Consider the following 23,417-nt stretch of genomic DNA (forward strand, 5'->3'; position numbering starts at 1 on the left):
TGGATTGATTTGTTAAGGTGTAGCTCCACACCCCCTAACCTCTCATTCCAGGAGTACCGGATGACCGGATTGTTTATCGTGGTGGCGGCGTTGGCATTCCTGATGCTGGCGGCGTATCGAGGCTACAGCGTGATTCTCTGCGCGCCCATCGCAGCCATGGGCGCGGTGCTGTTGACCGACCCGTCGGCGCTGGCGCCCGTGTTCTCGGGCATCTTCATGGAGCGCATGGCGGGCTTCGCCAAGCTCTATTTCCCCGTCTTCCTGCTGGGCGCCGTGTTCGGCAAGCTGATCGAACTGTCGGGTTTTTCGCGGGCCATCGTGCAGGCCGTGCTGCGCCTGATCGGCGCCGAGCGCGCCATCATGGCCATCGTGCTGGTGTGCGCCGTGCTGACCTACGGCGGCGTATCGCTGTTCGTGGTGGTGTTCGCCGTGTACCCCTTCGCGGCCGAGATGTTCCGCCAGGGTGGCATCCCCAAGCGGCTGATGCCCGGCGCCATCGCCCTGGGCGCGTTCACCTTCACCATGACGGCGCTGCCCGGCACGCCGCAGATCCAGAACATCATCCCCACCACGTTCTTCGAGACCACCACCTGGGCCGCGCCCTGGCTGGGCCTGATCGGCGCGCTCTTCACGCTGACGGCCGGCATCAGCTACCTGGAATGGCGCCGCAAGCGCGCCGCGGCCGCCGGTGAAACCTACGGCACCGACCTGCGCAACGAACCCGACACCCCGGCCGGCGGACGCGAGCATCACCCGCTGATCGCCCTGCTGCCGCTGGTGGTCGTGGGCGTGGCCAACTACCTGCTGACGCGCTGGATTCCCGGCTGGTACCCCGCCGGCTCGCAGGTCGACCTGCCCGGCCTGGCCCAGCCCATGCCCGTGAACGCCGACGACCAGGTCGCGCTGTGGGCGGTGATGGGCGCGCTGATCGCCGGCATCGTCACCATCCTGCTGTTCTCGTTTTCCAGCATCAAGGCGCATTTCGCCGAAGGCAGCAAAAGCGCCGTGTCGGGCGCCCTGCTGGCATCCATGAACACCGCCGCCGAATACGGCTTTGGCGGCGTCATCGCCGCGCTGCCGGGCTTTCTGATGGTGGCCAGCGCGCTCAAGGCCATCCCCGACCCGCTGGTGGGCGAAGCCGTGGCGGTCACGTCGCTGGCGGGCATCACCGGGTCGGCCTCGGGCGGGATGAGCATCGCCCTGGCGGCCATGGCGCAGACCTTCATCGACAGCGCCAACGCCGCCGGCATTCCCATGGAAGTGCTGCACCGCATCGCCGCCATGGCCAGCGGCGGCATGGACACCCTGCCCCACAACGGCGCCGTCATCACCCTGCTGGCCGTCACCGGCCTGACCCACCGCCAGTCGTACGGCGACATCTTCGCCATCACCCTGATCTCGACGCTGTCCGTCTTCCTGGTGATCGCGGTGTACTACCTGACCGGCATCGTCTGACCAAACGCCTGGCCGAAAATCTCGGCCAGCCACTGGCTGAACACCCGCACCCGCGCCGACACCTGGCGGTTCTGCGGGTACAGCACCGACACCGGCATCGGCGCGGGCGGGCAATCGGGCAGTACCACCTTCAGCCGCCCGCTGGCCAGTTCATCGGCCACGCGATAGCGCGGCACCTGCGCCAGCCCCAGGCCGGCCAGCGCCGCGCTGGCATAGAGCTCGGCGCCCGTCACGCTGACCACCGCCGCCGGGCGCACCAGCACATTGCGCCCGTCCACCATGAAATCCAGCGGCAGGCTGCGGCCGGTGGAAGATGACAGGTAGTCCACCGCCTGGTGGCCGGCCAGGTCGTCAAGGGTGCGCGGTTCGCCATGGCGCGCCAGGTAGGCGGGGCTGGCCACCGTCACCTGCGGCATCAGCGCAATCTGCCGCCCCACCAGCGACGAATCCTGCAAGGTGCCCGCGCGCAGCACGCAATCGACCCCTTCGCGCACCAGGTCCACCAGGCGATCGTCTTCGCCCAGGTGCAGCACGATGTCCGGATAGCGCGCCAAGAAGGCCGGCAGCGCCGGCACCACGAACACCCGCGCCAGGGTGCCCTGCACATTCACCCGCAACAGCCCCTTGGGCGCCGTGTTCAGAAAGGCGCCGTCCGCCTCTTCCAGATCGGCCAGCAGGCGCACGCAGCGGCGGTAATACGCCTCGCCGTCGTGCGTGAGCCGAACCTGGCGGGTGGTGCGTTCCAGCAGCCGCGCGCCCAGCCGCTTTTCCATGCGCTTGATCAGGTTGGTTACCGTGGCGCGGGGAATCTGCAGGTCTTCCGATGCCTGCGAAAAACTGCGCCGCTCGGCAATGCGCACGAACACCTGCATTTCCTGAAAGCGATCCATAACCGGCCCCGATTATTAAAGTAAATGAAATTATGTTAGCAAAACCAGGGTAATTATCTTTCGTTTGGAATAGTCGATGATTCGTCTCACCCACTCACCCACGGAGCCTTACATGAACACCCAAGCCCCCCAACGCGTTGCCCTGGTCACCGGCGGATCCCGCGGCATCGGCGCCGCCATCGCGCGCCGCCTGGCCGCCGACGGCTTTGCCGTCGCCATCAACTACGCCACCGGCGCCACCGAAGCCGACGCCCTGGCCGCCGAAATCCGCCAGGCCGGCGGCCGCGCCACCACCGTGCGGGCCGACGTGTCCAAGAGCGCCGACGTGCGCGCCATGTTCGATCACGTCCAGGCCGAACTGGGCCGCATCGACGTGCTGGTCAACAACGCCGGCGTGCTCAAGCTGCAGACGCTGGCCGACACCACCGACGAGCAATACGACCAGACCTTCGACATCAACACCCGCGGCACCTTCAACACCCTGCGCGAAGCCGGCGCCCGCCTGGCCGACGGCGGCGCCATCGTCAACGTGTCCAGCACCACCCTGGCGCTGAACATGCCCACCTACGGCATCTACATCGCCAGCAAGGCCGCCGTCGAAGGCTTCACCCGCGTGTTCGCCAAGGAACTGCGCGGCCGCCGCATCACCGTCAACGCCGTCGCCCCCGGCCCCGTCGCCACCGACCTCTTCAAGAAAGGCAAGAGCCCCGAGCTGATCGAGCACTTCGCCAAGATGCCGCCCCTGGAACGCCTGGGCGAACCCGAAGACATCTCTGGCGTCGTCTCCTTCTTGGCCAGCCAGGACGGCGGCTGGATCAACGGCCAGGTGCTGCGCGCCAACGGCGGCATTGCCTGACTCGACGGCCGGGTGCAGCCCGTCCCCCTGATTCAACGGCCTGGTGCCGCGCAGCGACGGCGGCACCGCAGGCCCCTTCCTGGAAGTTCTCTCATGTCATCCGTCATCCTCATCACCGGCGCCGGCAGCGGCATCGGCAAGCTGTCCGCCGAAACCCTGGCCCTGGCCGGCCACACCGTCTACGCCACCATGCGCGACGTCGCTGGCCGCAACGCCGAGCGCGCCCAGGCCATGCGCGACTGGGCCGCGGCCCACCACGCCGACCTGCGGCCGCTGGAACTGGACGTGCTGTCGCAACCGTCCGCCGACGCCGCGGTGGCCGCCATCGTGCAGGCCCACGGCCGCCTGGACGTCGTCATGCAGAACGCCGGCCACCTGGTCATCGGCCCCACCGAAGCCTTCACGGCCGAGGACATGCACCGCGCGTTCGACACCAACTTCTACGGTGCCCAACGCGTCAACCGCGCCGCCCTGCCCCAGCTGCGCCAGCAACAATCCGGGCTGATGCTGTGGATCAGCAGCACCACCACCAAGGGCGGCTTTCCGCCGTTCATGGGGCCCTACGGCGCCGCCAAGGCGGCAATGGATTCGCTGGCGGTCAGCCTGTCGTACGAACTGACGCGCTTCGGCATCGAAACGTCCATCGTGGTGCCGGGTGCGTTCACGCGCGGCACCGAACACTTTCCCAGCGCCGGCAAACCCAGCGACACGGCGCGCGTGGCGGCGTATGCGCGCTACGACGGCGTGATGGATCGGGTCGGGGAACGGCTCAGCGCATTGACGCCGGACGAGGCCACGCCGCAGGCGGTGGCCGATGAGGTGGCGCGCATTGTCGGACTGCCAGCCGGCAGCCGGCCGGCACGGTCGGTGGTGGATTTCGTGGGGGACGGGGCCGAGGAAGTGCTGGCACTGGCCGAGGAATTGCGGATTGCGTTTGCCGAGCGGATCGGGATTGCGGATCTGTTGCGGCCGGTGATCACGCCGCAAACCGCATAACAGCTTTGCGCCCCCAGGCCCATCCCCCGGCGCGCACCAACTCCTAGACTGGCTGCCAATCATCGCAGTCAAGGAGAGGTTCGTTGCAATCGCTGTTATCCAACCTGAAAGTGCTCGACCTGAGCCGCGTGCTGGCCGGCCCCTGGGCCAGCCAGATCCTGGCGGACCTGGGCGCTGACGTCATCAAGGTCGAACGGCCTGGCCAGGGCGACGACACCCGGTCCTGGGGGCCGCCCTTCCTGAAGGACGAGCAGGGCCGCGACACGGCGGACGGCGCCTACTTCGTGGCCACCAACCGGGGCAAGCGTTCCATCACGCTGGACCTGCAGACGGCCGAGGGCCAGGCGCTGGTCAAGCAGCTGTGCCGCGACGCCGACGTGGTGCTGGAGAACTACAAGGTCGGTACGCTGGCGCGGCTGGGGCTGGACTATGCGTCGCTGTCGGCGATCAACCCGCGCCTGGTGTACTGCTCGGTGACGGGGTTCGGCCAGACCGGGCCGCGCGCGGCCGAGCCGGCCTACGATTTCCTGATCCAGGCCATGGGCGGGCTGATGAGCGTGACCGGCGAACGCGATGACAAGCCGGGCGGCGGGCCGCAGAAGGTGGGCGTGCCGATCGTGGACCTGACCACCGGCGTGTATGCCGCGCTGGGCATCGTGGCCGCCTTGCTGCGGCGCTCGCAGACCGGCCAGGGCGAGTACATCGACGTAGCCATGCTGGACGTGCAGGTAGGCCTGTTGGCCAACCAGGCCATGAATTTCCTGCTGGGCGGGCGCGTGCCGCGCCGCACCGGCACGGCGCATCCCAATATCCAGCCGCAGCGCACCTTTGCCTGCGCCGATGGCGACATCGTCATCGTGGTGGGCAACGACGCGCAGTTCGCCACCCTGTGCGAGGCGCTGGGCCAGCCCACCCTGGCGCGCGATCCGCGCTACGTCAGCAACAGCCAGCGCGTGAAGAACCTGGACACGCTCGATCCGCTGCTGGACGCCATTTTCATCCGCGAACCGCGCGCCCATTGGCTGGACCTGCTCAAGCGGGCCGGGGTGCCGGCCGGCTCGATCAACACGGTGCCCGAGGTGTTCGACGACCCGCAGGTGCAGCACCGCGGCATGCTGCGGCGCCTGCCCCACCCCGTCGCAGGCGAGGTGCCGCAGGTGATGAACCCGCTGCGCTTCGGGCAGTCGGCGCTGCGGGTGGACCGCGCGCCGGCGCTGCTGGGCCAGCACACCGACGAAGTACTGGCCGAACTGGGGCTGAGCGCCGCGCAGATCCAGGACTACCGCGACCGCAAGATCATCTGACCGGCCTCGACAGACCGGACAACTAGGAGACACATCATGACCATGCCGGAAAACCTGGCCGGGCCCTACACCGCGCTGGACGTCAGCCTGGACGGCGGCGTCGCCACCCTCCTGCTGGCCAATCCCCCCGTCAACGCGCTCAGCACTGAAATGATGAACGAGCTTGCGTGGGTGCTGGACCGCATTTCCGAGACGCCCGAGGTGCGCGCGGTGGTGCTGTCGGGCCAAGGCAAGACCTTCTGCGCGGGCGCCGACCTGAAGAACCGCGCCGCCACCATCAAGGGGCCGGGCGACCTGCCGCAGCATTCGCGCCGAACGCGCGAGTGCTTCCATGCCATCCGCGAATGCGCCAAGCCGGTGGTGGGCGCCATCAACGGCGCCGCGCTGGGTGCGGGTCTGGCCATCGTGGCCTCGTGCGACATCCTGCTGGCGGCGTCCGACGCGGTGGTGGGCCTGCCGGAGATCAACGTCGGGCTGCTGGGCGGCGGACGCCATGGCATGCGGCTGTTCGGCCATTCGCGCCTGCGGCGCATGATGCTGACCGGGCTACGGGTGGACGGCAACGAGCTGTACCGGCTGGGCGTGGTCGAGGAAGCGCTGCCGGCCGAGGCCCTGATGCCACGCGCACTGGAACTGGCGCGCGAGCTGGCGTCCAAGAGCCCGCTGGCGACCATGCTGGCCAAGCAGACGCTCAACGCCATCGAGGACATGAGCCTGCGCGACGGCTACCGCTACGAGCAGGACATGACGGCGGCCATCGCCAAGACCGAAGACGCGATGGAGGCGCGCCGCGCCTTCCTGGAAAAACGCGCGCCGGTGTTCCAGGGCCGCTAGCGGCGCCCCAGGCGGGACGCATGACAGCTATTGCGGTGGCGCCGTCGGAACAAGGCCGGGCGCTGCCTGCACTTCGAAAAAAGACACAAGGAGACGACATGACGAGCGCGTTGGACGGCGTGAAGGTGCTGGACCTGAGCCGGGTGTTCTCGGGGCCGTGGGCCGCGCAGATGCTGGCCGACTTCGGTGCCGAGGTGATCAAGGTCGAGCGCCCCGGGCGCGGCGACGACGTGCGCCACCAGGGCTACCCGATGCCCGGCCGCGACGGCGCGCCCAGCCCGCAGACCTCGTCGTTCGTGGCCATGAACCGCGGCAAGAAGTCGCTGACCATCGACATCTCCCGGCCCGAGGGGCAGGCGCTGGTTCGGCAGCTGGCACAACAGGCGGACATCGTCATCGAAAACTTCAAGGCCGGAGACCTGCGCCGCTACGGGCTGGACTACGCGGCGCTGGCGGCCGTCAATCCGCGCCTGGTGTATTGCTCGATCACCGGCTTCGGCCAGAGCGGGCCTTACAGCCACCTGCCGGGCTACGACCCGATCTTCCAGTCCATGAGCGGGCTGATGAGCGTGACCGGCGTGCCCGACGGCGAGCCGGGCGCGGGGCCGGTCAAGGCGGGCTATTCAGTGTCGGACCTGACGGCGGGGTTCTATGCGGTGTGCGCCATCCTGGCGGCGCTGCGGCACCGCGACCAGGTGTCCGGCACGGGCCAGCACATCGACCTGGCGCTGCTGGACGCGCAGATCGCGGCCTTGTCGCACATCGGCATGAACTACCTGGCCAGCGGCCAGTTGCCGGCGCGCATGGGCTCGGCCTCGCAGATCACCGCGCCGTTCCGGGCGTTCGAATGCCAGGACGGGCACCTGATGGTGGCGGTGGGCAACGACTCGCAGTTCCGCGGCTTCTGCCAGGTGATCGGGCTGCCTGACCTGGGATGCGATGCGCGCTTCGATACCAACCCCAAGCGCGCCGCCGCGCAGCCGGAACTGTCGCGACTGATCGAGCCGGCCATGCGCACCCGCACCGTGCAGGACTGGAACCAGGCGCTGGCCGCGGCCAACGTGCCCTGCGGGCCGATCTACACCATGGACCAGGTGTTCGAGGACCCGCAGGTGCGCCACCGCGAGGTGCTCGACAGCGTCGAGCATCCGCAACTGGGCACCCTGCCGGTCATCCGCAATCCGATCCATTTTTCCGGCACGCCGATCACGGGCGGCCTGCCACCGCCCCTGCTGGGCGAGCACACGGCCGAGATCCTGCGCGCCGAGCTGGGACTGGCCGATGACGAGATTGCCCGCCTGCGGGCGGAGGGCATCGTATGAGCCGCATCGACCCTGACCTGATCGAAGAGATCCGCGACAGCGCGCGCGACTTCCTGCAGCGGCGCGACCAGCGCCAGCGCAAGCGCAGCGCCGCCCCGCCAGACCGCGACTACTGGCGCGAGATCGCCGAGGTCGGCTGGCTCGGCATGAGCGTGCCCGAAACGCAAGGCGGCCTTGGGCTGGACTGGCGGGCCATGGCGGCGGTACTGGAGGAAGCGGGCCGCGCGCAACTGCCCGAACCGCTGGTAGCCGCGGGCGTGCTGCCGGCGGCGCTGCTGGCGCGGATCGAACCGGTCGATGCGGCGCGACGCGACGCGCTGTTGCAAGCGGTGTGCGGCGGCGCAATGCTGATCGGGCTGGCCTGGCAAGAGACCGAGGGCCAGCTGGAGGCCGGCGAGGCCGCCACGGCCTTCGGCGTCAGCGTCATCGAACGCGAGGGCGCCTACGTGCTCAATGGCGAGAAGCGCCACGTGGTCCCCGGGGCCGGCGTCGATGGCTGGCTGGTCACGGCCGACGGCGAGCGCGGCAGCGCCCTCTTCTACGTCGCGGCGGGCACGCCGGGCGTGTCCGCGCACGTCCACGAGCGCGCCGACGGCACCGCCGCCTGCCACCTGGCGATCGAGTCGGCCGTGGTGCCGGCGGACGCGCTGCTGGCAATCGACGGCGTGCTGGACGCGGTGGACGAAGCGCTGGACCTGGGCCGCCTGATGCAGTCGGCGGAACTGGTGGGCGTGGCGCGGCAGGTACTGGCTGATTCGGTGGCCTACCTGAACACGCGCCAGCAGTTCGGCCGGCCGCTGGCGTCGTTCCAGGCCTTGCAGCACCGGCTGGTGGACGCCGCCATGCAGGTCGAGCTGGCGGCCAACAGCCTGCTGGACGCGCTGGATGCGCTGGCCGCGCAGCCGGACGACGCCACCTTGCGCAAGAGCGTGGCCAGCCGCGCCAAGGCCCGTGCGGCGCGCGCCGGCCTGGAAGCGGCGCGGCTGGCGATCCAGCTGCACGGCGCCATCGGCTACACCGACGAATGCGACGTCAGCCTGTACTTCCGCAGCGCGCTGCACCTGGCGGCGTGGCTGGGCAATGCTGCGGCCCATCGCCAGCGCTACGGCGCACTGGCGGCGCTGCCGGCGCAAGACGCCGAGGACGACACCGCCGCGCCCGCCATCGACTTCCCGCGCGAGGCCGACTGGAACGGCATGCCGGAAGCTGATTTCCGCCGGCTGGTGCGCGGCTTTTTCCGCGCCCATTATCCCGAGCACCTGCGCCACGTGCCCTGGCGGCTGCACTGGGACGAGATCAAGAACTGGTATTTCACGCTGTCGCGCCAGGGCTGGATCGCGCCGTCGTGGCCGCGCGAGCATGGCGGCATGGCGCTGTCGCCAGCGCGCCAGATCGCCTTCATCGAAGAGGCCGAACGCCACGGCGTGGCGCGCGCGCCGGACCAGGGGCTGGTGATGCTGGGGCCGATCCTGATCCGCCACGGCACCGCGGAACAATGCGCCCGCTTCCTGCCGGGCATCCTGTCGGGCGTAGCGGTATGGGCGCAGGGCTATTCGGAGCCGAACGCCGGTTCGGACCTAGCCTCGCTGCGCTGCGAGGCGCTGGTCGACGGCGACGAGCTGGTGGTGAGCGGCCAGAAGACCTGGTCGACGCTGGCGCAGGACGCGACCCACATGTTCATGCTGGTGCGCACCGACAAGACGGTCAAGAAGCAGGCCGGCATCAGCTTCCTGCTGGTCGACCTGGCCAGCCCGGGCGTAAGCCGCCGCCCCATCCGCACGCTGTCGGGGCACGAGGAATTCTGCGAGGTGTTCTTCGACCAGGTTCGCGTGCCGCGCGCCAACGTCGTGGGCGAGCTGAACGCCGGCTGGGGCATCGCCAAGGCGCTGCTGGGCTTCGAGCGCCTGTTCAGCGGCAGCCCCAAGCACGCCAACCATGCCTTGCAGCAGATCTACAGCATCGCGCGCCAGCGCGGCCTGCTGGCCGACCCGGCATTCGCCGACCGGCTGGCCGAGTTGCGGCTGGACGCGGCCGACCTGACCGCCATGTACAGCGTCTTCGCCGAGCTGGCCAAGGCCGGCCGGCCGCTGCCGCCCGAACTGTCGCTGCTGAAGGTCTGGGCCACCGAGACGCACGAACGGCTGGGCGCCCTGCTGATCCAGATCGCCGAGGAATACGGCGGCGCGGCGATGCGGCTGGGCTACGGCAACGGCCAGGTGCACGCGCTGGCGCCGTACGTCAACGCGCTGGCGGCAACCATTTTCAGCGGCACCAACGAGATCCAGCGCAATATCTACGCCAAGCAGCTCGGCCTGGAAGGCGCATGACAACGATGCGCCGGCCCCGAGCCGGCGCCACAGGAGAGAGACAGATGAAGCAAGCAACCGCACTGACGGTGGCCACCCTGCTGCTGGGCGCCACCTTTGCCGCCCCGGGCCAGGCCGCCGCGCCCTGGCCGAGCCAGCCGATCCGGCTGATCGTGCCCTACCCGCCCGGCGGCTCGGTCGACAACCTGGCGCGGCTGCTGGCGCCGGCGCTGGGCCAGCGGCTGGGCCAGACCATCGTGATCGAGAACAAGGCCGGCGCCAGCGGCACCATCGGCGTGGACGCCACGGTGCGCGCCACGCCCGACGGCAACACCTTCGGCTTCGGCGTGCCCGGCGCCATCACCGGCCTGCCGCACGTGATGAAGGTGCCGTACGACGTGTCCAGGATCCAGTACGTGTCGCTGGTGGCGCGCATTCCCTTGGTGATCGTGGTCAACCCGTCCCTGCCCGACGCCACGCTGGCCGACTTCGTCGCCAGCGCCCGGCGCCAGCCCGGCAAGTACAACTATGGCTCGGCCGGCAACGTCACCACCCCGCACCTGGGCGGCGAATTGCTCAAGCAGCAGACCGGCATCGACATCATGCACGTGCCGTACAAGGGCGCGTCGCCCGCCGTGACGGCGCTGCTGTCCAACGAGGTGCAGATGTTCCCGGGCGACGCCTCGGCGGTGCTGGGCTTCATCAAGGCCGGCAAGCTGCGCACGCTGGCGGTGGCCAGCCCGACGCGCTTCGAGGGCCTGCCCGATGTGCCGACCACCAAAGAGGCGGGTTTTCCCGATGTGATCGTGGAATCGAACTACGGCATCATCGCCCCGACCGGCACGCCGCCCGAGATCGTGCAGAAGATGTCGCAGGCCATCGCCCAGACGCTGGCCGAGCCGGCCCTGCGGCAGAAAATGATCGACCAAGGGGCCATTCCCACCGCCACCACGCCCGAGGCCTACCAGGCGCTGATGCAGGCCGAATCGAAGAAATGGGGCGAGGTGATCCGGCGCGGCAAGCTGGGGCTGGAATAGTCCCATGCCGGTCCGCTTTTGCCGTACCCTTATGCCGTCTAATTCGTTGCCGCCTTATCGATCATGCCGCCTGCCAAAGCCACGGGCCTGAGCCTGGACGTCACCGCCGACCTGCACAAGTGGCGGGCCTTCCTGGCCATCGCGGAACTGGGCAGCATCTCGCGCGCCGCCCTGTACCTGGACCAGGACCAGTCGGTGCTGAGCCGCCGCATCAACGCGCTGGAACGCGAATGCAATGCGCGGCTGTTCAATCGCACCGGCCGCGGCGTGCACCTGTCCGAGGTGGGCGAACGCCTGTTTCCGCTGGTACGCACGCTGCTTGGCGACGCCGAACGGCTGGAACTGGAACTGAACGGCGAGGCACGCGAACCGGCCGGCGAAGTCACGCTGGGGCTGCTGCCGTCCACCGCGCATCCGCTGATCCGGCGGCTGTTCTCGCGGCTGCGCAAGCAGTTCCCCAAGGTACACCTGAAGATTCTCGAAGGCTCAAGCGGCCAGATCGAAGAATGGCTGACCGACAGCCGCGTCGACATCGCCATCCTGTACCGCTATGGCGACAAATGCCCGCCGGGCGAGCAAGCGCTGGCCTCGGTCGATTCGTACCTGGTGGGCGCCGCGGGCGATCCCCTGACGAGCGGCGGCGAAGTCGCGTTCGAACAGCTGGACGGCCTGCCCTTCATCCTGCCCGGCGCGCCCAACGGCCTGCGCAATGCACTGGACGGACTGGCGCGGGCGCGCAAGATCACCATCGCGCCGCTCATCGAGGCCGATTCGCTGCCGCTGATGAAGTCCATCGTCGAGCACGAGCACATGTACACGGTGCTACCGCTGCACGCGGTCTGGCAGGAGGTGCAGGAAGGCCGCCTGGGCATCGCCGCGCTGCGCGATCCGGCCATGGGCCGCATCATCTCGATGGCGTTCGCCCGCGCCAAGGGACCGGGCCGCACCGTCACCGAGGTGGCGGCGCAGATCCAGAGCCTGGTGCGCGAGATCGGCGGCGAAGGCGTGTGGCACGCCAGCCCCTGACGGTGCCAGCGCTTCAGGCGAAGCCGTACAGCCGCGCCGGGTTGTCGACCCACACCTTGCGGCGCAGGGCATCATCGCTCAGCCAGCGCTGCGCCACAGCCACCAGCGCGTCGGCCGAGGGCGCGGCCTCGCCCATGCGCACGAACGGCCAGTCCGAGCCCCACAGCACCTGGTCGGGGTTGGCGGCGACGAAGGCGTCGTGGATGAAACGCGCATTCTCGTAGTCCGGCGCGCTGCCCACGCGGCACAGCGTCAGCTTCATCCACAGCCGGCCATCGGCCAGCAGGCCGCGCAGCAGCTGGAACGCCGGATCCTGCTCGCCGCGCGCGGGCACCAGGCTGCCCAGGTGATCGATCACCAGCGGCAGGTTCAACGCCGCCAGGGCCGGCAGGTGCCGCAGATAGGTGTCGCACGGGGCCCACAGCTGCGCGTGCAGGCCGTATTGCTTCATGCGCGGGGCCAGCGCTGCGACCTGATCGAAGCCGACACTGCCCGGAAACAGGTTCCCGGCCGGGTCGCGCGCCTCGACAAAGCGCAGCCCGCGCACGCCGCCGTCATACAGGGCCTGCAGTTGCGCATCGCTGACTGACGGGTCGGCCACCGCGATGCCGCGCAGGCGGTCGCCGCCCAGCGCCAGCGCGTCCAGCAAGGCGTCGGGATGCGTGCCGTAGGGTGCGGGCTGCACCAGCACGCCGCGTGCGGCGCCCAGGGTGTCCAGCATGCGCAGGTAGCGCTGCGCCGACGCGTCGGGCGCGGCATAGGACGACGGATGCCAGAGCGGAAAGCGGTCGTAGGGGCCGAACACGTGGCAGTGCGTGTCGCAGGCCTGCGGCGGCAGCGGCTGGGCGGGGGCCGCCGGCATGCGCGGCGTCTCGACGCCGTCGGGCACGTAGGCGCTGGCGGCGGTCATGCCTTGCCCTGCCCGGCCAGCGGTGCCAGCCGGCTCAGCGCCGGCCGGCCATCCTGCTCGGGCACGTCCAGCGGCGCGGGCGCGTCGTCCGGCATCGGGATCTCATGCGCGTTCAGCGTCATCGACACCATGGTGTAGTAGCCGATGACGGCGGTCAGCTCGACCACCCCCACCGCGGCCCAGCGCCGCACCGCCTCGGCGTAGAGCGCGGGCTCGACCTGGCCGGTCTCCTGCAACTGGCAGGCGTAGGCGTAGACGATCTCGTCGTCGCGGTTGTCGAAGGCAGGTTCGCTGCGATGCTGGATGGCGTCCAGCACCGCATCCGAAATGCCGGCGGCGCGGGCGGCCTGGGCGTGGATGTGCCATTCGATCTGGCTGTTCCAGCGCCGCGCCGTGACCACGATGGCCAGTTCGCTGACGCGCGGCGGCAGGCTGGTGCCAAAGCGCAGCAACGCGCCCAGCGCCTGCCAGCGCTCGGCCAGCTCGGGATTGTGCAGCGCCGCGCGCAAGGGGCCGACCAGCCGGCCGCGCGGACCGGAGACGATGCGCTCGTAGACGCGCTTCTGGTCGTCGCTCATGCTGTCGGGCGTGGGCAGGGGAATGCGGCTCATCATCGTCCTTCGCTCAAGGGGTTTCGTCGGGCTGGCTGCGCTGCACCGAGGGCCGCGCGCTGAAGTCCTGGTGCCAGGCGGCCAGTGCCGGATGGCCGTCGCGCCAGGCCAGGTCCGGGAAACGATAGTCCAGATACGACAGCGCGCAGCCAATGGCGATCAGGCCCAGGTCGAAGCGGCTGGCCCGCAGCGCCGGCGCCTCGGCTTCCAGCACGGCCAGCACGGCGCGGGTCTTCAGCGCGAAGGCATCGAGCCAGGCCTGGGTCTGCTTGTCGACCGGTTTGTTGCGCTCCTGCCGGTACAGCAGCAGCGCGTCCAGGAAACCGTCGCCCAGCGCCTGGCGGCGTTCGGCCAGCAGGCGCGCGGCCGGGTCCGCGGGCAGCAGGCCGGCGCCGGCCAGGCCGTCCAGATAGGCGCAGATGACGCGCGAGTCGTACACCGGCGTGCCGTCGTCCAGCACCAGCGTGGGCAGCTTGATCAACGGGTTGTCCGCCACCAGGTCCAGGTTGGGCTTGTCCATCGCCACCGGCGTGCGCACCAGCGCCACGCGGTCGGCGATGCCGGCTTCGTATAGAACGATCATCACCTTGCGCACGAAGGGCGAGCGCGGCGACCAATGCAATTTCATCAAAAGGCTCCCTATGGATTCGAAATCGTGACGCGCGTCAATGGCCCTGAGCCGGCCGCACCGCCGGATCGTTGGCGGCGTCCGGCGCGCGCATCTGGAACAGGTCGCTGGTGTGCGCATACCAGCCGGCGCCGTGCATGCGGCCCAGCAGGCGCAGCGCGGGCGTGTCCACGTGAAAGCGCTGCGCATCCAGCAGCGCGTCGTCGCGCAGGTACAGCGCCACCACCCGCGCCAGCACGATGACCCGTTGCGGCGCGGCATCTAGCACCTGCCACACCCGGCATTCCAGCGCTGCCGGGCTGAGCGCGATGCGCGGCGGCACGACCACCAGCGACGGTTCGGTCGCCAGCCCGGCGCGCGTCAGCTCATCCACCTCGGACACGTAGTCCAGGCTGGTGTGGTTCATCTGCGCGGCCAGCTCGGCCGACACCAGATTGATGACGAACTCGCCCGTCTCAAGAATATTGCGCGACGTGTCTTTGAGCTGCCCGCCGCGCGGGCCAATGCCCAGCGCCACGATCGGCGGATCGCTGCTGACCACGTTGAAGAACGAGAACGGCGCGGCGTTGCGTTGCCCCTGCGCCGACTGGCTCACCACCCAGGCGATGGGCCGCGGCACCACCACGCTGGACAGCAGCTTGAAGGCATTGGTCGTGCTCAGTTCGCTGAAATCGAAATTCATGGATGATGCGTCCCTTGCGTCCTCATTTGGCCAGCAGCCCCAGCGCGCCCAGCAGTCGGCGCATGTCGGCCTGGTCCTTGGCGACGTAGGCGTCCGCTTCCTGCGGCGACAACGCCATCAACTCTATCGCCTGCTCCTGCATCACGCGGCGGTAGTCGGGATCGTCGTTCACGGCCCGGACGGTCTCGCTCAGCGTGCGCACGATGTCGGCGGGCGTGCCGGCCGGCGCCGCCAGGCTGTACCAGGTAGCCGCGTCCGCGCCCGCCACGCCCGCTTCGGCCAGCGTCGGCACGTCCGGCAGCAAGGGCGAGCGCTTGTCCGACGCATAGGCCAGCGCCACCAGGCGCCCCTGGCGGATGAACGGCAGGCTGGCCGACAGGTTCAGCATGGCCAGATCGGTCTGGCCGCCCACCACGTCGTTGATGGCAGGCGACGCGCCGGCATAGGGAATGTGGTTCAGCTGCACACCCGCGACCTGCTGAAACAGTTCAGCGCCCAGGTGCGTGGCGCCGCCCACGCCGGCTGAGCCGTAGCTCCACTTGCCGGGTTCGGCCTTGGCGCGGGCTATCAGCGCCGGCACCGAACGGATGCCGCGCGACGGATTGACCACCAGCATGATGGGCTGCACCGCCACCACCGAGCAGAAGGCGAAGCCCTTGACGCCGTCGTACACGGTCTTCTGCATCAGCGGCGTGACCACGTGGCCGGCCGAGGTGCCCAGCAGCAGCGTGTAGCCGTCCGGCTTCGCGCGCGCCACAAAGCCGGTGCCGATGGAAGCGCCGCCGCCGGGTTTGTTCTCCACCACCACCGGCTGGCCCAGGCGCTTTTCCAGCGCCCGCGCCAGGCTGCGCGCCACCACGTCGGCGGGGCCGCCCGCGGCATAGGGATTGACCAGAATGACCGGCCGGTCGGGATAGGCCGCCATGGCAGAGGCGGCAGCGACGGACAGCGCAACCGTCGCCAGCAAGGATCGAAGCATCGTACGCATGGGTGTTCCCTAGTCGGGCCGGGGCCTCAATCGGCGCGCGCGCCGGACTGTTCGATGATGTGCGCCCATTTCGCCGTATCGACGCGGATGCGTTCGGCAAAGGCCTCGGGCGTGCTGTGAGTGGTCTGGATGCCATAGCCGGCCATGCGCTCGACCATCTGCGGCGACGTCATCACCGCCTGGATGTCGGCATTCAGGCGGTCGATGACCGGACGCGGCGTACCCGCCGGCGCCAGCACGCCCGACCACAGGCTGACCTCGTAGTCCTCGAACCCTGGAGTCTCCGACATGGACGGCACGTCGGGCAGCGCCGCCAGCCGCTGGCGGCTGGTCACGGCCAGCGCCCGCACCTTGCCCTGCTTGACCTGCTCGATGAAGTTGGACGAGGTGTCGATCATCATCGAGATGCGGCCGGCCAGGAAGTCATTGATGGCGCCCGACGTGCCCTTGTAGGGAATGTGGCGGATGTCGGCATGCGCCGCCGTCTTGAACATCTCGCCCGCCAGGTGGCTGGTGGTGCCGTTGCCCGACGAACTGAAGGTCAGCTCGCCCGGCCGCTGGCGCGCCATCTCGGCCAGCGCAGCCACCGAGTCGACCTTCAGCGCAGGGTTGACCACCAGCAGGTTGGAGGTCAGGTTGGTCAGCGACACCGGCGCGAAGCTGCGCTGCGGGTCATAGCGCAGCTTGGGATACAACGACGGGTTGATCGTCAGCACGCCCATGGTCGAATACAGCAGCGTGTAGCCGTCGGGCGCGGCGCTGGCCACGGCCTCGGCGCCGATGGCGCCGCCGGCCCCCCCGCGGTTTTCCACCACGACGGTCTGGCCAAGCTTTTCGCCCAGCCCCTGCGCCAGCGAGCGCGCCATCAGGTCGGTGGCCCCGCCGGCCGGGAACGGCACGATCAGTTTGACCGGCCGGTCGGGATACGCCCCGGCCGCCACCGCCGCCGATATCAGGCCCGCACCGAGCCACAGGCTGACCGCGGTCAGCGCACTTGCCATTCTCATGCTGTCTCCACCCTGGGGGTTCTTGTGTTTGCAGCATGGTAGGCGCGGCGCAGATATGGCGCTATGCGCAGGACCGCATATCTGCTTTGCTCGACGTTGGGAAATGGGGTGGCAGCGCGGCGACGACGGGAACACCCGCCTCACGCGAGACTGGGGAGGCTGCAGCGCGTCCGACTTAGAGATCGGCTACATCGCGCAGCCGCACGCCGGAGAAGTTGGCCGCACGCAATGCGTCAAACATCGCGCGGTCGCAGATGGGAGGCGCGCCCATGCGATCCTGGCGGAAAATATGGGCATCTCCCACTACATCCTGTCTGAACACCAGGCTGGCCCCGCCGACAAGGCTATAGAGCTTCTCGTCCTCGCCGGTCTGATCATTGTGGTCGAGCTTGATCCTCACGCGGGAGGAGGCTTCATCCAGGGCATCCAGTCTGCGCAGCACATTGCCCAGGTAGTACTGAGGACCGGCGCTGCCGTCCGCAAGGCTGAAGTCGCAGGCCACAAATGCAAACGCCTCGGCGTCCATTTGTTCAAACAGCTGCTTCAAAGGCTCCGACACCATCCATATGCCGGCAAGCTCCTCCAGATCGCGTGGCATTGCGCCCTTCTCCGGTACATGGACCAGGTGGGGACGCTCTGGATACTGATTTGGCGTTCCGTCAGGGCGCGAGACGACATGCATCCCTGGAGGGATCAGCTTCTCTTCGTTGGCGATTGCTATGCCGGGAACCCCGCCGTTGCCCAGGAAACTGGCGTCGATCAGGAAAAATTCGCCCTTATGAGAGGCGGCTGCGGCTGAAATTTCAGTGGCGGTCGGTTCGGTCACGGTGGCTTCCGTCATGGCGGCTAAAGGGGTCGACTTCGCTGAAGCCAATCTTGATGAATCCATTTTTGCTCGGAGTGAGCTGGAGATACATAGCCTGCGGCGGAACTTCGTAGCTGCTAAGCAATTTTCGAGGGTATCCCATGGGATGCACTGCCCTGCTTTTCTGCGCAGGGTATGTTCAGCGGCTCTGCTTGGGGTTCCACCATAGTAGAACTCATGACCGCCCTCGTTCATGAATGCTTCACGGACGGCTTTGGACAGACGGCCTGCATCAACCGTAAGAGAAAGAGAGATGGACTGGGATTTCAAAAAGGCTAATTCGCTGATTTAAACCGATACCAGCACGGTCGGCTAAGTTGCAATTCTGGGCCGGAATTACTGGCTGGAAGACCGCAATCCGTCGGACTCGGCCCGTCGACGACGTCCGCTCGCGGCCATTTTGAGTCGTTGGCGATAGACCCCTTCAGGCTAGATTCAAGATATCGCACGGCGCTAGGGCTTCGCGTAGCCTGTCCTTCATTGAGTTGTTCATATCCACGAACCACTCAGGTTTGAGTTCCGCTGCTGCAGCCATCGCTTTGGCCCAATCCGGCATCACATGTGAGTTATGAACAGCGGTGCGCGTGTCAGCAATAGCGGCTTGTGGATCAATGGCCGCTTGGAAGACACCTGCGTTGTTCAATGTGTCGAAGATCACGCCACCGATCACCGACTCACACTTCGTGATGATGTTCAGCACGTATTTATCGAAGGCATGGAAAGTCCTGGTCTTTGCTGGATTCGTAGCGTTGTTTTGGAAACTCGGTTCCGCGATAAGCATCGGGAAATCACCGGCCATGTGACAGGCTGAGGTGATGTCGTATCCGCGATGGACGATGGCGTTTCTCAGGTACTTGATGTACTCGTAATTCAACTCACCGTCCTGAAATCCAGGGAAGACAAATCGCGCATACAACTCAGCCTCGAAAGACTTCGGCGGTAGTGGTGCCGGTTCGCGCATTAGCTCAGTTGCGGACAATAGATTCTGGAAATAGGCGCTGTACTGCACGCGCATATCAGTGTGTGTGAGCGTGGTGAGTGGCGTGCGAAACGACAAGGCTGCTCGCAGCGCGGTCTTCCGTGCCGCCATATACCAAGTCAACGCATGCAGCATATCTCGAGTTTCGGGGCTCAGTATTGTCATACGCATTTCCGACCGATGGTTATGCTCGGGCATCGTACTCGCAATTTGTTACCCGTACACTCACCTAACATCTTCGGCCGGAAGGTAAGTCATTAAGGGCGTGGCAGTCCCCCCGATCAGTGACCGCAACCGGCCGGAAACAAAGAAAATAAGGTGCCAGACTATGTTTTCGACGAGTACCCCTCGAATACATAGTCTGGCACCTTATTTCCTTGGCATGGAACCAACTGCGCACGCGCGACTTCCAGGAATCGGGCGGATAGGCGGCGCTGCGAGGGTCGGGCAATACCGACGACGTGACCAGCACCACGCTGGGCATGCGCGGCTCGTGGGAGTTTGAGTCCAAGGGCGCCCCGGGCTGCGTGACCGCGTCGCTGGGCTGGCGCGATGCCATGGGGGATGTCAAACCCAGGCAGAAACTGGCGTTTGAAGGCGGCAACACGTTCTCCGTAACGGGCGTGCCGATTGCGCGGAATACAGCGGCGGAGGTTGCGTATGACGCGCAGTTTGGCGGCGGGAATCGGCAGCAGTCGGGGGGCTGAGATTGGCTGTGCGGTTCTAGGCTGACGCTTCAATGACCGCAGGCGTCGCACTAGCGACGCCTGCGACGGCCAACGCCAAAGCGCGAAAACCGAGCTAGATCTGCCTTTAGCCTAACAGCAAGCGTTCGTTAAAGTCCGCGTCCGGCCAATAGTGATCGCTCCGATAGAGCGAAAAAGCAGAAGAAAGATATGGCGAATCTCCACCCCGTCCCCCCGACGGTCACATTTATCTCCGCTATTGTGATCGCCATTCGCCCGGAGATATTTTCTTTTTCCGTAGCGGAAGCACCTCAGAATCATTGATAATACGTGTCGGACTGTAACGGGCCGGCAGTCGTTCTTGCTGCCTGGCCGTTCTGGCAACGCAAAATACGGAAATGGCAGATAGGGGTAAATACGTTGGGGGTAACACGACCATATTTCAGTTTGAGCATTGGGGATTTGGAATCCATCTTTGAGCAGGCTCGCAGCAACCAAGATATCTTGGCGCTACTTCAGAGCGAACTCAATTACCGAAAAACTGAGCGAGCAACGCAATTGGCGAACCTCATTCGGGGAAGCATGGCGCCTCAGCGTGAGATTTCCACGGCAAAAACCAGCCCTGCTCAAAATTCTCCAGAAAACCAGCCTTCTTCTCAGCCCACCAAGCGGAAAATTCAGCCTCAGAGAAGTCAGCCCATCACACCTGCCAATCTGCACGGCGCACGTCCTGTGCCCGCCCAGCCAACTGCTAGCGCACGATTCCCCACGCGACGAGTCTCACCCACCGACAGACGCGCAGATGATCCTGTCTCGATCATTGAGGCCTGGACTGCGATGGAAGCACTTTCTCCGCAGACCTACCGTCAGCCGGCGGATTTGGCCAATGGCGATGCGCGCTGCATCGCGCAACTCGATCAAGACCTATTGCCTTGGCAGCGCGATGAAAAATCTCGCCCGAACTATCAACTGTTCTATCAGGTTGTGTTTGGCGCAATTGATATGGAGGTTGCCACTGAAGCTCTGACCCAGACATACGGAGCGGAAGAAGAAAGAAGCGCTCGTACGCGGGAAAAGTCTGCCATTGCGGCAGTTTTAGTGGACCGCATTGGGAATCTGGTCCAGGAAAAAGGCGTCGCCATATCCAGCTTTGCCTGGGCATTGCCTGTTGCCTTGGAAGGCGATATCACCCGCTTGGGTGAATGGGCTGATCTGGAAGAGCGCCTAGTCAAAGATTTTACCGAACACTTGGTAGAGCATGACAAACATGGTGAGCCTCTGCCCATGAGTCGAAAATTGATCGATGATGCATTCAAATGGCTAGTCGAGAGACTGCAAATTCCCGCAGATTTTTATCAAGCTCCGAAATTCTCGTTCAGGGTCTACCACTACTACAAGGCCAAAAACCCACCCGAAGTCTCTCTACTGAACTCGTTTTATCTGAATGATCTGGCGAGAATTCGAAAGTTGGTGGCTGCCAACGAGGTCACGCCCGCCCTTGCCCGCTATATTGGTCTGCAATCAGTTGGGCATAGCTCTGACCTACTGAGTAATCGCGATCTAATCGAAGAGCTCATCGCCCCCAAGAGCTTCCCTCAAGCACGTTGGCCTGCTCCTGGCGGGCATTCTCTCGTGACGCTGCAACAGGCTGCGGTGAATGCAACGCGTAGCTCCATTGCTCAAACGCCAGGTATCGCGGCGGTGAACGGCCCACCCGGAACTGGGAAGACGACACTGCTGCGCGATATTGTCGCGGCTTGCGTAATGGACCGTGCAACGGCCATGGCCAGATTCGACGATCCCACCCTGGCCTTTGAAACTACCGGGATCAAAATTCCAGCGGGTGATCGCGCGTTTTTTCACTTGTACCGGATAGACTCGTCGCTAAGAGGCCATGAAATCATCGTTGCCTCAAGCAACAACAAGGCCGTTGAGAACGTCAGTCGCGAACTGCCCTCTTCCAAGGCGATTGGCCGAGATTTTCAGTATTTCAAGACTATTTCTGACCGGCTCAACACAACCCGCGCTGAACAAGGCACGAAGCCTCCTGAAGAAACCACATGGGGCCTGATTGCAGCCGTGCTTGGTAATGCGGAGAATCGGAGTGCTTTCCAGCAGACCATCTGGTTCGACCCGGATTACAGCCTACGCATCTATCTAAAGGCCGCCAAAGGTGATTCGGTAATTCGCGAAGTTCGTGATAGCACCGGAAAACTCATCCGACGCGAAATACCCATCATTGTCACGAAAGAGGCACCACCGTCGCCTGAGCAAGCCAGGACAGAATGGGCGAAGACCCGCCGCCACTTCCAGACATTGAAAAATGAACTGGACAGGGAATTGTCCCATCTGGAAGCGATCCGGCAAGAATGCCTGAAGCTACCCAATGCTCGTCACGCCGTCACTGTGGCCCAACAAGCGCATCAACGCGATCAGGCGGCATACGAACGCCTTTCAGCGCTTACGCAAGAGATCAAATCCCAGTTGACTCGCGCCGAACACGCGCTGCGAAACGCCGAAGCCAGCGAGCAGACCGCACGCTCATCCAAACCCTGGTGGCTGCATCGAATATTCAATACTTGTCGTTATCGAGACTGGGAAGTTCAATATGCGCCTCTTGTCGAAAAAGCGCGAGATCTGCGCAATGCTGTCGCTCAATCAAGAAGGGATTATCTGGCTGCGCAAAGTGCCAGTGACGAAGCAGAACTTAAGCACGCACTCAGCCACCAGGCCCTCGAAACACGCTTGCACGAACTGGAACGGCTACAACTAGCGATAGCAGACCATAAAGAGAATATTGGCAAACACCTGGTGGGCGACGATTTCTTTTCCCAAGGCCATGAAGCTTGGAATCTGGCCACACCTTGGATCCCCCCGGCCATCCAGGGCAAACGAGAGGAACTCTTTGAAGCCTCGATGGCATTGCATCGCGCCTTCATCAACGTCAACGCACAACGGGTCTCCCACAACTTCGGCGCTCTTATGGGCGCCATGCAAGCCGGCGCGTTTCAGGACCCAGCCAAACTGGCGCTACTGGGTGACCTCTGGACTACCCTATTTCTGATCTGCCCGGTCGTATCGACGACTTTTGCGTCGGTCGACCGCATGCTGGGCGACTTGCCTCCGGCATCCTTTGGTTGGCTCCTGTTGGACGAAGCCGGCCAAGCAACACCGCAGGCAGCAGCCGGCGCCATGATGCGCGCTCAACGCGCAGTCGTTGTGGGCGATCCCCTACAAATCCCCCCGGTCGTATCGCTGCCTACGATGTTGACCGAACAGATCGCCAAGCACTTCAATATCAATAACGTCCGTTGGCTGGCCCCGGATGCATCGGCCCAGACGTTGGCGGACGAAGCCTCGTATCACCGTGCCGAATTCCAAGCCAGCGCAGGCACACGCGAAGTCGGCCTGCCCTTGCTGGTACATCGTCGATGTCAGGATCCAATGTTTCGCATCGCCAACGACATTGCCTACGATGGGCAAATGGTGCACGCCGCCGGCAGGCCTTCGATCAGCAAAATTGTCGATATCTTGGGTGAAGCGCGGTGGTTTGATGTAGATGGCACAGGAGACTCCAAGTGGTGCCCAGCCGAAGGCAAGCTCGTACTGGACCTGCTGCACCGGCTATCCGAGGGTGGCGTAACTGCTCCAGATATTTACATCATTACGCCCTTCCGTATCGTTGCCAACGAACTTCGGCAGTTGCTCCGGCAGGAAGAGGCACTATTCAAAACCTTTAACGTGGACATGAATGCTTGGCTAAAAGAACGTGTTGGCACCATTCATACCTTCCAAGGCAAGGAGGCCGAAGCGGTCATTGCGGTTTTGGGAGCCCCGATGAAGGCGCAACAGGGTGCCAGATCGTGGGCGACTAGCACGCCCAACATTCTGAATGTGATGGTATCTCGCGCTAAGCGGACCATGTACGTAGTCGGCTCCAGAACATCCTGGTCCACGTCGGGGCATGGTCGAACGATGGCGAAATTCCTGGATAGCCACATCAATTGAAAGGTCTGTTATCGGCCAAAAGCAGTC

20 protein-coding genes are annotated in these 23,417 nt (G+C 65.6%); 11 read left to right on the top strand and 9 right to left on the bottom strand.

Going from position 1 to position 23,417, the window contains the following annotated elements:
- Window positions 1-60 precede the first annotated feature (60 nt).
- Entirely contained in the window at window positions 61-1,455 is a 1,395-nt protein-coding gene (locus HV798_RS22020) for a GntP family permease (protein WP_175194901.1), read from the top strand.
- Here HV798_RS22020 and HV798_RS22025 read toward each other — a convergent pair.
- The gene (locus tag HV798_RS22025; RefSeq protein WP_175194899.1) at window positions 1,434-2,345 is read right to left on the bottom strand and encodes a LysR family transcriptional regulator; all 912 of its coding nucleotides are present in this window, start codon (window positions 2,343-2,345) and stop codon (window positions 1,434-1,436) included. The two genes, HV798_RS22020 and HV798_RS22025, sit on opposite strands and share 22 nt — an antisense overlap.
- 112 nt (window positions 2,346-2,457) lie before the next feature.
- Between HV798_RS22025 and HV798_RS22030 the strand changes: the two genes are divergently transcribed.
- From HV798_RS22030 to HV798_RS22065, 8 genes are all read left to right on the top strand, one after another.
- Complete coding sequence (locus HV798_RS22030; protein WP_175194897.1) at window positions 2,458-3,201, top strand: SDR family oxidoreductase; 744 nt, start codon at window positions 2,458-2,460, stop codon at window positions 3,199-3,201.
- 93 nt (window positions 3,202-3,294) lie between these two features.
- The gene (locus HV798_RS22035; RefSeq protein ID WP_175194895.1) at window positions 3,295-4,197 is read left to right on the top strand and encodes an SDR family oxidoreductase; all 903 of its coding nucleotides are present in this window, start codon (window positions 3,295-3,297) and stop codon (window positions 4,195-4,197) included.
- Window positions 4,198-4,280: 83 nt separating this feature from the next.
- The gene (locus HV798_RS22040) at window positions 4,281-5,501 is read left to right on the top strand and encodes a CaiB/BaiF CoA transferase family protein (RefSeq protein WP_175194893.1); all 1,221 of its coding nucleotides are present in this window, start codon (window positions 4,281-4,283) and stop codon (window positions 5,499-5,501) included.
- Window positions 5,502-5,537: 36 nt separating this feature from the next.
- Window positions 5,538-6,335 carry an enoyl-CoA hydratase/isomerase family protein gene (locus HV798_RS22045; protein WP_175194891.1) on the top strand — a complete coding sequence of 266 codons (798 nt, stop codon included), beginning with the start codon at window positions 5,538-5,540 and terminating at the stop codon, window positions 6,333-6,335.
- Window positions 6,336-6,433: 98 nt separating this feature from the next.
- Window positions 6,434-7,657, top strand: a complete 1,224-nt coding sequence (locus HV798_RS22050; protein ID WP_175194890.1) for a CaiB/BaiF CoA transferase family protein — start codon at window positions 6,434-6,436, stop codon at window positions 7,655-7,657.
- Window positions 7,654-9,984 (top strand): acyl-CoA dehydrogenase family protein, encoded by a 2,331-nt coding sequence (locus HV798_RS22055; protein ID WP_175194887.1) that lies wholly within the window; start codon window positions 7,654-7,656, stop codon window positions 9,982-9,984. The genes HV798_RS22050 and HV798_RS22055 overlap by 4 nt, the downstream gene beginning before the upstream one ends.
- A gap of 44 nt (window positions 9,985-10,028) precedes the next feature.
- Entirely contained in the window at window positions 10,029-11,000 is a 972-nt protein-coding gene (locus tag HV798_RS22060; RefSeq protein WP_175194885.1) for a Bug family tripartite tricarboxylate transporter substrate binding protein, read from the top strand.
- Between the two features lie 63 nt (window positions 11,001-11,063).
- The gene (locus HV798_RS22065; protein ID WP_025140970.1) at window positions 11,064-12,026 is read left to right on the top strand and encodes a LysR family transcriptional regulator; all 963 of its coding nucleotides are present in this window, start codon (window positions 11,064-11,066) and stop codon (window positions 12,024-12,026) included.
- Between the two features lie 13 nt (window positions 12,027-12,039).
- Here the strand turns inward: HV798_RS22065 and HV798_RS22070 are convergent, their stop codons facing one another.
- The 8 genes from HV798_RS22070 to HV798_RS22105 all read right to left on the bottom strand — a co-directional run bounded on the left by HV798_RS22070 (window position 12,040) and on the right by HV798_RS22105 (window position 18,861).
- Window positions 12,040-12,936, bottom strand: a complete 897-nt coding sequence (locus tag HV798_RS22070) for an amidohydrolase family protein (protein ID WP_175216501.1) — start codon at window positions 12,934-12,936, stop codon at window positions 12,040-12,042.
- Window positions 12,933-13,547, bottom strand: coding sequence for a carboxymuconolactone decarboxylase family protein (locus tag HV798_RS22075; RefSeq protein ID WP_175194879.1), 615 nt, complete (start codon window positions 13,545-13,547; stop codon window positions 12,933-12,935). The genes HV798_RS22070 and HV798_RS22075 overlap by 4 nt, the downstream gene beginning before the upstream one ends.
- A 13-nt stretch (window positions 13,548-13,560) precedes the next feature.
- On the bottom strand, window positions 13,561-14,175 hold the full coding sequence (locus tag HV798_RS22080) for a glutathione S-transferase family protein (RefSeq protein ID WP_175194877.1): 615 nt from the start codon (window positions 14,173-14,175) through the stop codon (window positions 13,561-13,563).
- Between the two features lie 37 nt (window positions 14,176-14,212).
- Window positions 14,213-14,857: a flavin reductase family protein gene (locus tag HV798_RS22085; protein ID WP_175194875.1), complete on the bottom strand. Its 645-nt coding sequence runs from the start codon at window positions 14,855-14,857 to the stop codon at window positions 14,213-14,215.
- Window positions 14,858-14,879: 22 nt separating this feature from the next.
- A complete protein-coding gene (locus HV798_RS22090; protein ID WP_425486163.1) occupies window positions 14,880-15,845 on the bottom strand; it encodes a tripartite tricarboxylate transporter substrate binding protein in 966 nt (321 codons plus the stop codon).
- Window positions 15,846-15,871: 26 nt separating this feature from the next.
- Complete coding sequence (locus tag HV798_RS22095; RefSeq protein ID WP_175194873.1) at window positions 15,872-16,852, bottom strand: Bug family tripartite tricarboxylate transporter substrate binding protein; 981 nt, start codon at window positions 16,850-16,852, stop codon at window positions 15,872-15,874.
- Window positions 16,853-17,027: 175 nt separating this feature from the next.
- Window positions 17,028-17,693: an imm11 family protein gene (locus HV798_RS22100; RefSeq protein WP_175194871.1), complete on the bottom strand. Its 666-nt coding sequence runs from the start codon at window positions 17,691-17,693 to the stop codon at window positions 17,028-17,030.
- A 448-nt stretch (window positions 17,694-18,141) separates the two neighbouring features.
- Entirely contained in the window at window positions 18,142-18,861 is a 720-nt protein-coding gene (locus HV798_RS22105) for a hypothetical protein (RefSeq protein WP_246289023.1), read from the bottom strand.
- Window positions 18,862-19,157: 296 nt separating this feature from the next.
- On the opposite strand from HV798_RS22105, the gene HV798_RS22110 reads away from it, so the two are divergent.
- The gene (locus tag HV798_RS22110) at window positions 19,158-19,403 is read left to right on the top strand and encodes an autotransporter domain-containing protein (RefSeq protein ID WP_246289025.1); all 246 of its coding nucleotides are present in this window, start codon (window positions 19,158-19,160) and stop codon (window positions 19,401-19,403) included.
- 441 nt (window positions 19,404-19,844) lie between these two features.
- Entirely contained in the window at window positions 19,845-23,390 is a 3,546-nt protein-coding gene (locus tag HV798_RS22115) for a DEAD/DEAH box helicase (protein ID WP_246289028.1), read from the top strand.
- Window positions 23,391-23,417 lie beyond the last annotated feature (27 nt).

It is taken from the genome of Achromobacter deleyi (genome assembly GCF_902859705.1).
Taxonomy (GTDB): Bacteria; Pseudomonadota; Gammaproteobacteria; order Burkholderiales; family Burkholderiaceae_B; genus Achromobacter; species Achromobacter deleyi.

Bases quoted from the DNA above. Each gene is read 5' to 3' on its own strand.
- HV798_RS22030 (WP_175194897.1), top strand. From the start codon at position 2,458: ATGAACACCCAAGCCCCCCAACGCGTTGCCCTGGTCACCGGCGGATCC.
- HV798_RS22055 (WP_175194887.1), top strand. From the start codon at position 7,654: ATGAGCCGCATCGACCCTGACCTGATCGAAGAGATCCGCGACAGCGCG.
- HV798_RS22075 (WP_175194879.1), bottom strand. From the start codon at position 13,547: ATGAGCCGCATTCCCCTGCCCACGCCCGACAGCATGAGCGACGACCAG.
- HV798_RS22085 (WP_175194875.1), bottom strand. From the start codon at position 14,857: ATGAATTTCGATTTCAGCGAACTGAGCACGACCAATGCCTTCAAGCTG.
- HV798_RS22060 (WP_175194885.1), top strand. From the start codon at position 10,029: ATGAAGCAAGCAACCGCACTGACGGTGGCCACCCTGCTGCTGGGCGCC.
- HV798_RS22080 (WP_175194877.1), bottom strand. From the start codon at position 14,175: ATGAAATTGCATTGGTCGCCGCGCTCGCCCTTCGTGCGCAAGGTGATG.
- HV798_RS22070 (WP_175216501.1), bottom strand. From the start codon at position 12,936: ATGACCGCCGCCAGCGCCTACGTGCCCGACGGCGTCGAGACGCCGCGC.
- HV798_RS22035 (WP_175194895.1), top strand. From the start codon at position 3,295: ATGTCATCCGTCATCCTCATCACCGGCGCCGGCAGCGGCATCGGCAAG.
- HV798_RS22095 (WP_175194873.1), bottom strand. From the start codon at position 16,852: ATGAGAATGGCAAGTGCGCTGACCGCGGTCAGCCTGTGGCTCGGTGCG.
- HV798_RS22065 (WP_025140970.1), top strand. From the start codon at position 11,064: ATGCCGCCTGCCAAAGCCACGGGCCTGAGCCTGGACGTCACCGCCGAC.
- HV798_RS22025 (WP_175194899.1), bottom strand. From the start codon at position 2,345: ATGGATCGCTTTCAGGAAATGCAGGTGTTCGTGCGCATTGCCGAGCGG.
- HV798_RS22045 (WP_175194891.1), top strand. From the start codon at position 5,538: ATGACCATGCCGGAAAACCTGGCCGGGCCCTACACCGCGCTGGACGTC.
- HV798_RS22100 (WP_175194871.1), bottom strand. From the start codon at position 17,693: ATGACGGAAGCCACCGTGACCGAACCGACCGCCACTGAAATTTCAGCC.
- HV798_RS22020 (WP_175194901.1), top strand. From the start codon at position 61: ATGACCGGATTGTTTATCGTGGTGGCGGCGTTGGCATTCCTGATGCTG.
- HV798_RS22090 (WP_425486163.1), bottom strand. From the start codon at position 15,845: ATGCGTACGATGCTTCGATCCTTGCTGGCGACGGTTGCGCTGTCCGTC.
- HV798_RS22105 (WP_246289023.1), bottom strand. From the start codon at position 18,861: ATGACAATACTGAGCCCCGAAACTCGAGATATGCTGCATGCGTTGACT.
- HV798_RS22050 (WP_175194890.1), top strand. From the start codon at position 6,434: ATGACGAGCGCGTTGGACGGCGTGAAGGTGCTGGACCTGAGCCGGGTG.